The following is an 11,390-nucleotide window of genomic DNA, read 5'->3' as shown; positions in this document are numbered from 1 at the left end:
CCCGCCTGGATTACCAGGCGGGGCTTTTTATTGGCGTTTGGAATCAGACGAGAGGTTTAGGCTCGTGTTCTTTTTCCTGGGCCTGTTCGTGGTGCTCGACCGCTTCCTGTACGGAGCGCGGTGCTTCGGCAATCACTTCTACAGCAGCTTCTTCAGCGACCGGGGCAGGGGCTGCCTCGACCACTTCGGCAACGGCTGGAGCAGCGGCGGCAGCGGCAGCCAGTTCGGCTTCCTTCTGCAGACGCTCTTCTTCACGCTTGCGACGACGCACTTCACGCGGGTCGTTCGGGGCGCGGCCGCTTGGCGTCAGGGCGCTGACCGGAGCAGGCGCAGCGACTGGCGCTGGTGCTTCGGCCACGACTGGCGCTTCTACAACCGGTGCTTCAACGGCAGGTGCCGGTTCAGCGACAACCACTGGTTCGGCGGCCTTGGCTTCTTCCACGACAGGCGCTTCAACCACTGGTGCTGGTGTTTCAGCGACAGTCGGCTCGGCGACCCAGTTGAATGCGGTCTGTTCTTCGCGAACTTCACGAACGGTTTCGGTCACGGTTTCAGCGACGGTTTCGACAACCGACTCTTCAACCACGGCCGGTGCTTCGAAGGTCACCGCTGGTTCGGCAGCCGCTTCAACCTGAGGCTGAGCTTCGCGAACCGGCGCCACTTCGACTTCCGGAGCAGTAACTACTTCTACCGGAGTGGTGGCTTCAACAACCGGCGCTTCAACAGGAACAGTTTCCAGGGTTGCAGCGGTGGCGCGTTCGGCTTGCTCGTGGGCCTGAGCTTCGGCCGGAGCGCTGATCACGGTGCTGGCAACAGCGGCAGTAACGGCCAGGCCGGCAGCCAGATCGGCAGTGCTCGGCTCGGCGGTTTCAGCGTTCTCGGCGGATTCTTCCGAACCTTCGATCACGTTGCCGTTGGCATCACGCTGACGCTCGCGACGGTTGCTGCGACGACGCTGACCACGGGAGCGGCGGCGTGGACGATCGCCTTCGGCGTTCTCCGAACCGTCTTCCGGCAGTTGCTCTTCGTTGGTGGTGACTTCTTCTTCCGCGACAGCAGCGGCGGCTTGTTCGGCACGCGGTTGACGCTCTTCACGCGGTGGACGTGGCGCGCGTTCTTCGCGTGGCTGACGGGCCGGACGCTCTTCAGCGGTGGCGGCTACAGCGGCAGCGGCGGCTGGCGCGGCATCCAGAGGTTCACGCAGTTCACGTACGCGTTCTTCACGCTCGCCACGCGGCTTGCGATCTTCACGTGGAGCACGTGGTGCACGTTCTTCACGAGGGGCGCGTGGTGCGCGTTCTTCGCGGACTGCCGGTGCTTCGTCACGGGACTCGCGTGGCTCGCGCAGTTCGCGGGCTTCACGAGGCTGGCGCTCTTCACGTGGCTCACGCGGTGCGCGCTCTTCACGTGGAGCACGCTCTTCGCGCGGCTTGCGTTCTTCATCGCGACGACCGTTACGGTTGCGGCTCTGCTGACGACCGTTGCGACGCTCTTCGTTGCGGGCCGGACGCTCGGTGGCCGGTTTTTCAACCACAACCGGAGCAACAGGCTCTTCCTTGGTGGCGAACAGGCTGACCAGCGACTTCACCAGACCTTTGAACAGGCTTGGTTCTGGCGCGGCAACCGGCGCAGGGGCTGGAGCCGGAGCGGCAACTTCGGTCGGAACCGGTGCGTTGGCGCGGGCCGGAGCGGTCTTGACTGCGGCTTCCTGGCGAACCAGGGTGCGGGTCGCGGCGGCTGGCTGGACGTCTTCGACGTCGGCAGCAGCGGCAGCGATTTCGTAGCTGGACTGGTTGGTCGCGGCTTCCGGGTTGTCGTCACGCAGACGCTGAACTTCGAAATGCGGGGTTTCGAGGTGATCGTTCGGCAGGATGACGATGCGGGCGCGGGTGCGCAGTTCGATCTTGGTGATCGAGTTGCGTTTTTCGTTGAGCAGGAACGCGGCCACCGGGATCGGCACTTGCGCACGAACTTCGGCGGTGCGGTCTTTCAGGGCTTCTTCTTCGATCAGGCGCAGGATCGCTAGGGAAAGCGATTCGACGTCACGGATGATGCCGGTGCCGCTGCAGCGCGGGCAGACGATGCCGCTGCTTTCGCCGAGCGAAGGACGCAGGCGCTGACGGGACATTTCCAGCAGGCCGAAGCGCGAGATGCGGCCGATCTGTACACGGGCGCGGTCGGCTTCCAGGCATTCGCGGACTTTCTCTTCCACGGCGCGCTGGTTCTTGGCAGGGGTCATGTCGATGAAGTCGATGACGATCAGGCCGCCGATGTCGCGCAGACGCAACTGACGGGCGATTTCTTCAGCCGCTTCAAGGTTGGTCTGCAGGGCGGTTTCTTCGATGTCGCTGCCTTTGGTGGCGCGCGCCGAGTTGATGTCGATGGACACCAGGGCTTCGGTCGGATCGATGACGATGGAGCCGCCGGAAGGCAGTTCGACGACGCGCTGGAAAGCGGTCTCGATCTGGCTTTCGATCTGGAAACGGTTGAACAGCGGAACGCTGTCTTCGTACAGCTTGATCTTGCTGGCGTACTGCGGCATCACCTGGCGGATGAAGGTCAGGGCTTCGTCCTGGGCTTCAACGCTGTCGATCAGCACTTCGCCGATGTCCTGGCGCAGGTAGTCGCGGATGGCGCGGATGATGACGTTGCTTTCCTGGTAGATCAGGAACGGCGCGGAACGATCCAGCGAGGCTTCCTTGATCGCGGTCCAGAGTTGCAGCAGGTAATCGAGGTCCCATTGCATTTCTTCGCTGCTGCGGCCCAGGCCGGCAGTGCGCACGATCAGGCCCATGTCGGCTGGAGCGACCAGGCCGTTCAGGGCTTCACGCAGTTCGTTGCGCTCTTCGCCTTCGATGCGACGGGAGATGCCGCCGGCACGCGGGTTGTTCGGCATCAGAACGAGGTAACGACCGGCCAGGCTGATGAAGGTGGTCAGGGCTGCACCCTTGTTGCCACGTTCTTCTTTTTCGACCTGAACGATGACTTCCTGGCCTTCGCTCAGGACGTCCTTGATGTTGACGCGGCCTTCAGGAGCTTTCTTGAAGTATTCGCGGGAGATTTCTTTGAGGGGCAGGAAGCCGTGGCGCTCGGAGCCGAAATCGACAAAGGCAGCCTCAAGGCTTGGTTCGATGCGAGTGATACGGCCTTTATAGATGTTGGCCTTTTTCTGCTCGCGTGCACCGGATTCGATGTCCAGGTCGTAGAGGCGCTGGCCATCTACCAGTGCAACACGCAACTCTTCGGGTTGAGTTGCGTTAATCAGCATTCTTTTCATGTAGTACCGTCGGTTTCCGGGCTGCCGGAAACGGCGTTCGGCACACACGACTTCTCACGGTCGGTGTCAGGTGCGTCGGGAGTGGTTGGCCATTCCCGTGTCCAGCGATGTCCGGCCAATTGGGCCGTTATCGCGACGTACGCGTCCTGCTTGCTGTGGCTACTTAAGCACTCAGTCAGGAGGAGGAATCAACCGTGGCTGTGGACGAGATGAAGCGTCTTGATAAAGCCTGTTGCTACACAGTCCAGCGGTTGTGCATCTCCACCCTACACGTATCCCTGATAATTCGGGTGCTGCCGCGCGCAGAATCCGCAGCGGGTTGGCATTTACCGTGAGCTCCGAAAGGGGAGGTCACGCATCATGGCTAATTCAGGCGGTGTTTCCGGCGCTTTCGCTCGGGGTCATCCGCGGCTGACTGCACTTTGTGAACTGGCCGTGAATATGGCTCGCGTGGCGAGTCAGAACTCTGCTTTGCGGCGTGATTCAGGCCTCATGTCACCTGCGCTTGTTACAGCTGCAAACTCCACCGTTACGTAGCGAAAGCCCCGTAGGACGGCCTCGCGTCCTGGTGAATTGCGTTGGTCAGGGCCGGTTTTTGACCGTGGTTCCGCTGTCCAGGCCGCTTTTGGCGGCGTTCGCGACTATAGCAGCAATGATTAAGTGCTTCAATTCCATAAAAATTGTTATCATCCGCGGCATGACGACTACTGCCCCTTCGACTCCAGGCGTTCAATTGCTTGAGGTCTCGCCGGAATATGCCGGCCAACGAATCGACAATTTTCTTCTCGCCCGGCTCAAAGGCGTGCCCAAGACCTTGATTTACCGCATTTTGCGCAAAGGCGAGGTGCGAGTTAACAAAGGTCGGATCAAGCCCGAATACAAGCTGCAGGCCGGCGATATCGTGCGCGTGCCGCCGGTTCGCGTGCCTGAGCGTGACGAGCCGGTGCCTTTGGCCCAGGGCCTGTTGCAGCGCCTGGAAGCCTCGATTGTCTACGAAGACAAAGCCCTGATCGTGATCAACAAGCCCGCCGGCATTGCGGTTCACGGTGGCAGTGGCTTGAATTACGGCGTGATCGAAGCCTTTCGTCAGTTGCGCCCCGATGCCAAGGAGCTCGAGCTGGTTCACCGTCTCGATCGCGACACCTCCGGCCTGCTGATGATCGCCAAGAAGCGCAGCATGTTGCGTCACTTGCATGCCGCGTTGCGCGGTGACGGCGTCGACAAGCGCTATATGGCCCTGGTTCGCGGCAACTGGGCAACCTCGATCAAGCAGGTCCGGGCGGCGCTCGGCAAGAGCAATCTGCGCTCCGGTGAGCGCATGGTCGAGGTCGACGAGGAGGAGGGCAAGGAGTCGGTGACCGTGTTCAAGGTCCTGCGTCGCTTTGGCGATTTTGCCACTCTGATCGAAGCCAAGCCGATCACCGGTCGCACGCACCAGATCCGCGTTCACACGTTGCACGCCGGGCATTGCATTGCGGGTGACACCAAATACGGCGATGACAATTTCAGCAAGGAAATCCGTGATCTGGGCGGCAAGCGCCTGTTCCTGCACGCCTACATGCTGACCGTGCCGCTGCCCGATGGCGGTGAACTCAAGTTGCAGGCGCCGGTCGATGAAATGTGGGCCAAGACTGTGGAGCGATTGAGTGCGCCCATCTGATTACAAGCTGCTGATTTTCGATTGGGACGGCACACTGGCCGATTCCATTCATCGGATTGTCGAGGCAATGCACTCGGCATCCGGGCGTTCCGGTTTCGAGTTGCGTGATGATTTTGCCGTGAAGGGCATCATCGGTCTGGGCTTGCCCGAGGCGATCCGCACGCTGTATCCGGAAATCAGCGATGCCGAAATGACCTTGTTTCGCGAGTATTACGCCGATCACTACATCGCCGCGGAAGCCGTCCCTTCGCCGTTGTTCGAAGGCGTAGTCGAGTCGATGGCGTCCTTTCGCGAGCAGGGCTATCACCTGGCGGTCGCGACCGGCAAGAATCGTCGCGGGCTGGATCGGGTGCTCAAGGCCAATGGCTGGGAAGATTATTTCGATATCACCCGCGCTGCCGATGAAACTGCCAGCAAGCCGCACCCTCTGATGCTGCAGCAGATCCTTGCGCATTGTGGTGTGCGTGCCGAGCAGGCTCTGATGGTCGGCGACTCGTCCTTCGATCTGTTGATGGCACGTAACGCGGGGATGGATTCGGTGGCGGTCAGCTACGGTGCGCAATCGATCGAGTCGCTGCAGCAGTTTGAGCCACGACTGTCGATTGACCGGTTTTCTGAATTGCATGCCTGGCTGGCGCAGCGGGCTTAATACGTTTTTGCTGGGGTGGATGGCATGACCGACGAATGGAAAGCACCGGCCAAGGCAACTGCCGACGACGGTGATGCGAAAAGCTGGAAGCTGCTGGAAAAGACCTTGCTGGCCAGTGTGCAGGAGCAGCGTCGTTCCAGGCGTTGGGGGATCTTCTTCAAGCTGCTGACGTTTGTTTATCTGTTTGTCGCGCTGCTCCTGTTCACGCCGTTGATGGACATGGAAAAGAGCGCCACTCGCAGCTCGAATTACACGGCGCTGATCGATATCACCGGCATGATTGCCGATAAAGAGCCGGCCAGCGCCGACAATATCGTGGGTAGTCTGCGCGCCGCGTTCGAAGACAAAAAGGTCAAGGGCGTGATCCTGCGCATCAACAGCCCGGGTGGCAGTCCGGTGCAGTCGGGTTATGTGTATGACGAGATCAAGCGCCTGCGCGGCCTGCATCCGGATACCAAGGTGTATGCGGTGATTTCCGACCTCGGTGCGTCCGGGGCCTATTACATCGCCAGTGCGGCGGATCAGATCTATGCCGACAAGGCGAGCCTTGTGGGTTCCATTGGTGTGACAGCGGCCGGTTACGGCTTTGTCGGCACCATGGAGAAGCTGGGCGTCGAGCGCCGCACTTACACCTCCGGTGAGCACAAGTCGTTCCTTGACCCGTTCCAGCCGCAGAAGCCGGAAGAGACCGCGTTCTGGCAGGGTGTGCTGGATACCACGCACAAGCAGTTCATCAACAGCGTGAAGCAGGGACGTGGCGATCGCTTGAAGGACAAGGAGCATCCGGAGTTGTTCTCCGGGCTGGTCTGGTCCGGCGAGCAGGCGCTGCCGTTGGGGCTGATCGATGGTTTGGGTAATGCCAGCTCGGTGGCGCGTGATGTGATTGGCGAAAAGGAACTGGTGGACTTTACCGTTCAGGAATCGCCGTTCGATCGCTTCTCGAAAAAACTGGGCGCCAGTGTGGCCGAGCAGTTGGCAATGTGGATGGGTTTCCACGGTCCGTCGCTGCGCTGATCGCTTGATGCATAAAAAAACCGGCCTTCGTGGCCGGTTTTTTGTGGGTCAGGGAATCTGTACGCCTTCCGTCAGCAGCATGTCGATCAGGCGAATCAGCGGCAGGCCGATCAGGCTGGTGGCGTCGTGGCCTTCGGTGGATTGGAACAGGCTTACGCCCAGTCCTTCCGCCTTGAAGCTGCCGGCGCAGTCGTAGGGCTGTTCGGCGTGCAGGTAGCGCTCGATGCGGGCCTGATCCAGTACGCGCATGTGTACGGTGAAAGGCACGCAGTCGACCTGGCAGTGGCCGGTCTGGCTGTTGAGCAGGGCCAGGCCCGTGAGGAAGGTCACGCTGGCGCCGCTGGCGGCCATCAGTTGGTCGCGAGCGTTTTCGAAGGTGTGCGGCTTGCCGATGATGCGCTCGCCGAGTACCGCAACCTGATCGGAGCCGATGATCAGATGGGCAGGGTGGCTGTCGGCCAGTGCCCGGGCTTTCTGTTCGGCGAGGCGTTTGACCAGTTCGATTGCCGATTCTCCCGGGCGATGACTTTCGTCGATGTCCGGTGAGCTGCAGACGAACGGCAAGCGCAGGCGATTGAGCAATTCCCGACGATAGGTCGAGCTTGAAGCGAGTAATAAAGGCAGCATTCGCGTCTCCAGAGGCAGGCTGCAGATTCTAGCGGAGGCTTGCAAGTGACGGACAGGGCACAATTTCCTTTGACATGGGTGGGTGCATCCCTATAATGCTGCGCCTATGTTGAATGACCCGATTCCACCTCACGTTGACCCGCGCAAATTGGCTGACCGTGGCACCACCCTTCAAGGTGAACTGCTGCTGGCCGATTTGAAGAGACTCTGCGACCCGCTTTCCGACGATGTCGGTACGGTGCAGGCCAAATTAGTTTTTGAACGAGATGAACGTAAATCTGTGGTGATCCACAGCTTTATCGACACCGAAGTCAAAATGGTTTGCCAGCGTTGTCTTGAGCTGGTCACCCTGCCGATCCACAGCGAATGCAGTTACGCCGTGGTGAAGGAGGGTGCGAATACCCAGTCGTTACCGAAAGGTTATGACGTGCTGGAACTGGGCGAAGATCCTTTGGATCTGCAGTCACTGATCGAGGAGGAGCTTCTGCTCGCCTTGCCCATTGTGCCTGCTCATCATCCGGAAGAATGCCAGCAGCCGGCGGGAGCAGATGAGCCCGAACCGAGCGAGGACGAGGTAACGCGGTCCAACCCGTTCAGTGTATTGGCGCAGTTAAAGCGTGACCCAAACGTTTAGGAGTTAATCAATTATGGCTGTTCAGCAGAACAAAAAATCCCGCTCTGCCCGTGACATGCGCCGTTCGCACGACGCTCTCGAGGCTAGCACCCTGTCTGTAGAAAAAACCACCGGTGAAGTTCACCTGCGTCACCACGTATCGCCAGAAGGCGTATACCGTGGCCGTAAAGTGATCGACAAGGGCGCTGACGAGTAATCACTTGTCCGCTCAAGTCATCGCGATTGACGCAATGGGCGGGGACTTCGGTCCCCGCAGCATTGTTCAGGCCAGCCTTGCTTGCCTTTCTGCTACGCCCTCGCTGCACCTGACCCTTGTCGGTCAACCCTCCCTTCTTGAAGAACTGATCACCGGCCAGTTGGCTGCCGAACGCGCACGCCTGACGATTGTTCCGGCGTCCGAAGTCATCACCATGGACGAAAAACCAGCCCAGGCCTTGCGTGGCAAGCCGGACTCGTCGATGCGTGTCGCTCTCGAATTGCTGCGTGATGGCAAGGTTCAGGCCTGTGTCAGTGCCGGCAATACCGGTGCGTTGATGGCGCTGTCGCGCTTTGTGCTCAAGACCCTGCCGGGGATTGATCGTCCGGCCATGGTTGCCGCGATTCCTACGCAGAAGGGCTACTGTCAGTTGCTCGATCTGGGCGCCAACGTTGATTGCAGTGCCGAGCACTTGTTGCAATTCGCGGTGATGGGTTCCGTGGCCGCGCAAACTCTGGGCATTGTCCGTCCGCGCGTCGCGTTGCTGAACATCGGCACCGAGGACATCAAGGGCAATCAGCAGGTCAAGCTCGCTGCGACTTTGCTGCAGGCCGCCAGAGGCATCAATTACATCGGTTTCATTGAGGGCGACGGTTTGTATCGCGGTGAGGCGGATGTAGTGGTTTGCGACGGTTTCGTCGGCAATATCCTGCTCAAATCAAGCGAGGGCCTGGCGACGATGATTGCCGCGCGTATCGAGGCCTTGTTCAAGAAAAATCTGGCTTCCCGTGCTGTCGGTGCTCTGGCGTTGCCATTGATGAAGCGTCTGCAGGCCGATCTGGCGCCGGCGCGACATAACGGCGCAAGCTTTCTCGGCTTGCAGGGAATTGTCGTGAAAAGTCACGGTTCGGCTGGAGTTCAGGGGTTTCAGAGCGCCATTCAGCGAGCGCTGATCGAGATTCAAGAGAATCTTCCCGAGCGGCTGCACGGCCGTCTGGAGGATTTGTTGTCTTAGGCGTTTTCGTCGGACAATGCTTAAATGTGACCGCCCGGTTCAAAGGGCCATCCAACTGTCAGTTTCTTGCGTCCCTCTAGCGGGATGCCATTTTTCCGACGACAAGATCATTAGGGGCTTGTTACATGTCTGCTTCCCTCGCATTCGTCTTTCCAGGACAGGGTTCGCAGTCCCTCGGCATGCTGGCCGAGCTGGGCGCGCAACATCCGCTGATCCTCGAAACTTTCAAAGAAGCATCCGATGCTCTGGGCTACGACCTGTGGGCGCTGACCCAGCAGGGTCCGGAAGAGCTGCTCAATCAAACCGACAAAACCCAACCGGCCATTCTGACCGCTTCGATCGCCCTGTGGCGTCTGTGGCTGGCTGAAGGTGGTGCGCGCCCGGCATTCGTTGCCGGTCACAGCCTGGGTGAATACAGCGCACTGGTTGCTGCCGGCAGCCTGAGCCTGGCGGACGCGGTAAAACTCGTCGAGCGCCGTGGCCAGTTGATGCAGGAAGCCGTTCCGGCCGGGCAGGGCGGCATGGCTGCCATCCTCGGTCTGGAAGATGCCGACGTGCTGGCAGCCTGTGCTGAAGCGGCGCAAGGCGAAGTGGTCAGCGCGGTGAACTTCAACTCCCCGGGCCAGGTGGTGATCGCCGGTGCCAAGGCTGCCGTTGAACGCGCCATCGAAGGCTGCAAGGCTCGTGGCGCCAAGCGTGCCATGCCGCTGCCGGTCAGCGTGCCGTCGCACTGCGAGCTGATGCGCCCGGCTGCCGAGCGTTTCGCCGAATCCATCGCGGCCATCGACTGGCAGGCGCCGCAGATCCCTGTGGTCCAGAACGTCAGCGCTCAGGTGCCGGCGGATCTGGAAACCCTCAAGCGCGATCTGCTGGAGCAGCTCTACAAGCCGGTTCGCTGGGTCGAGTCAGTACAGACTCTGGCAGCGAAAGGTGCGACCAATCTGGTCGAGTGCGGCCCTGGCAAAGTGCTGGCCGGTCTGAACAAGCGTTGCGCCGAAGGCGTTTCGACTTCCAATCTCAATACCCCAGACGCTTTCGCTGCTGCTCGCGCAGCGGCTGTCTGAATCAGGAGAAACTTGCATGAGTCTGCAAGGTAAAGTTGCACTGGTCACCGGCGCAAGTCGTGGTATCGGCCAGGCTATCGCACTGGAACTGGGTCGTCAGGGCGCCATCGTTGTCGGCACCGCGACTTCCGCTTCGGGCGCCGAGCGCATTGCTGCGACCCTGAAAGAAAATGGCATTCAGGGTGCAGGTTTCGAGCTGAACGTCACCAGTGACGAATCGGTCACCGCAGTGCTGGCAAGCATTCAGGAGCAATTCGGTGCTCCGGTAGCGATCCTGGTCAACAATGCCGGCATCACCCGCGATAACCTGATGATGCGCATGAAAGACGACGAGTGGTACGACGTGATCGATACCAACCTGAACAGTCTGTATCGCCTGTCCAAGGGCGTTCTGCGTGGCATGACCAAGGCGCGCTGGGGTCGAATTATCAGTATTGGCTCGGTGGTGGGTGCCATGGGCAACGCTGGCCAAGTAAACTACGCAGCCGCCAAGGCCGGTCTGGAAGGTTTCAGCCGTGCCATGGCGCGTGAAGTCGGTTCGCGTTCGATTACGGTCAACTCGGTAACCCCAGGGTTCATCGACACCGATATGACTCGCGAACTGCCTGAAGCACAGCGTGAAGCCTTGCAGACGCAGATTCCGCTGGGCCGTCTGGGACAAGCTCAAGAGATCGCGTCCGTGGTCGCTTTTCTTGCATCCGACGGTGCGGCATACGTGACCGGGGCTACAATCCCGGTTAACGGCGGGATGTACATGTAATTCAAATGTGACGGATTGCTTCAAAAAAATGTCATACGAGCTGTCTAAAATCCGTTATAAAGCTGCAATCTATTTATAGGCAGAGGGCCGCAGGGTTTGAGGAGTGAAGCTTTCAGTTGAAAAGCTGAAAAGTCTTTCTATACACTTACCCACTGGCCAGCTGCCTGAATTTGTCCATTAGGAGTGAAAACAAGGTATGAGCACCATCGAAGAGCGCGTCAAGAAAATCGTTGCCGAGCAACTGGGTGTTAAAGAAGAAGAAGTGGTAAACACCGCTTCCTTCGTAGAAGACCTGGGTGCCGACTCCTTGACACCGTTGAGCTGGTGATGGCTCTGGAAGAGGAATTCGAGACCGAAATCCCTGACGAAGAAGCCGAGAAGATCACTACTGTACAAGCTGCAATCGATTACATTAACAAACATCAGGCGTAATAGTTTGTAATCGTTGCTTGCTGTCATGGAAAAACCGCACTGCCATCATGGCGTGCGGTTTT

Annotated in this window: 10 protein-coding genes and 1 pseudogene; 9 read left to right on the top strand and 2 right to left on the bottom strand. The window is 59.6% G+C overall.

What is annotated here, in order from left to right:
- Nucleotides 1-43: 43 nt before the first annotated feature.
- Nucleotides 44-3,277, bottom strand: coding sequence for a ribonuclease E (rne, locus tag R1A29_RS20410; protein WP_438299398.1), 3,234 nt, complete (start codon nt 3,275-3,277; stop codon nt 44-46).
- A 697-nt stretch (nt 3,278-3,974) separates the two neighbouring features.
- Here rne and rluC point away from each other — a divergent pair.
- Genes rluC through sppA form a run of 3 tightly spaced genes read left to right on the top strand, consistent with a single transcriptional unit; the run spans nt 3,975 to nt 6,600 of the window.
- Nucleotides 3,975-4,937: a 23S rRNA pseudouridine(955/2504/2580) synthase RluC gene (gene rluC, locus R1A29_RS20405; protein WP_011335441.1), complete on the top strand. Its 963-nt coding sequence runs from the start codon at nt 3,975-3,977 to the stop codon at nt 4,935-4,937.
- On the top strand, nt 4,924-5,586 hold the full coding sequence (locus tag R1A29_RS20400; protein ID WP_438299397.1) for an HAD-IA family hydrolase: 663 nt from the start codon (nt 4,924-4,926) through the stop codon (nt 5,584-5,586). The genes rluC and R1A29_RS20400 overlap by 14 nt, the downstream gene beginning before the upstream one ends.
- Before the next feature lie 24 nt (nt 5,587-5,610).
- Nucleotides 5,611-6,600 (top strand): signal peptide peptidase SppA, encoded by a 990-nt coding sequence (gene sppA, locus R1A29_RS20395; RefSeq protein WP_085710934.1) that lies wholly within the window; start codon nt 5,611-5,613, stop codon nt 6,598-6,600.
- A 48-nt stretch (nt 6,601-6,648) separates the two neighbouring features.
- On the opposite strand, the gene R1A29_RS20390 is transcribed toward sppA, so the two are convergent.
- Nucleotides 6,649-7,227: a Maf family protein gene (locus tag R1A29_RS20390; protein WP_438299396.1), complete on the bottom strand. Its 579-nt coding sequence runs from the start codon at nt 7,225-7,227 to the stop codon at nt 6,649-6,651.
- A 106-nt stretch (nt 7,228-7,333) separates the two neighbouring features.
- Here R1A29_RS20390 and R1A29_RS20385 point away from each other — a divergent pair, with 106 nt between their 5' ends.
- The 6 genes and pseudogenes from R1A29_RS20385 to acpP all read left to right on the top strand — a co-directional run bounded on the left by R1A29_RS20385 (nt 7,334) and on the right by acpP (nt 11,328).
- Nucleotides 7,334-7,861, top strand: coding sequence for a YceD family protein (locus tag R1A29_RS20385; protein WP_085710932.1), 528 nt, complete (start codon nt 7,334-7,336; stop codon nt 7,859-7,861).
- A 13-nt stretch (nt 7,862-7,874) separates the two neighbouring features.
- Nucleotides 7,875-8,057 (top strand): 50S ribosomal protein L32, encoded by a 183-nt coding sequence (rpmF, locus tag R1A29_RS20380; protein WP_003179396.1) that lies wholly within the window; start codon nt 7,875-7,877, stop codon nt 8,055-8,057.
- 4 nt (nt 8,058-8,061) lie between these two features.
- Entirely contained in the window at nt 8,062-9,072 is a 1,011-nt protein-coding gene (plsX, locus tag R1A29_RS20375) for a phosphate acyltransferase PlsX (RefSeq protein ID WP_438299395.1), read from the top strand.
- A 125-nt stretch (nt 9,073-9,197) separates the two neighbouring features.
- On the top strand, nt 9,198-10,136 hold the full coding sequence (fabD, locus tag R1A29_RS20370; protein WP_007950787.1) for an ACP S-malonyltransferase: 939 nt from the start codon (nt 9,198-9,200) through the stop codon (nt 10,134-10,136).
- A gap of 16 nt (nt 10,137-10,152) precedes the next feature.
- Complete coding sequence (gene fabG / locus R1A29_RS20365; RefSeq protein WP_085710930.1) at nt 10,153-10,896, top strand: 3-oxoacyl-ACP reductase FabG; 744 nt, start codon at nt 10,153-10,155, stop codon at nt 10,894-10,896.
- A gap of 196 nt (nt 10,897-11,092) precedes the next feature.
- A pseudogene (gene acpP / locus R1A29_RS20360) lies at nt 11,093-11,328 on the top strand (acyl carrier protein).
- Nucleotides 11,329-11,390: the final 62 nt, after the last annotated feature.

This window comes from Pseudomonas sp. NMS19W (genome assembly GCF_051554255.1).
GTDB classification, from domain to species: Bacteria; Pseudomonadota; Gammaproteobacteria; order Pseudomonadales; family Pseudomonadaceae; genus Aquipseudomonas; species Aquipseudomonas kribbensis.
Note: the sequence above shows the minus strand (reverse complement) of the source record. Positions and strands in the feature narration are given on the sequence as shown.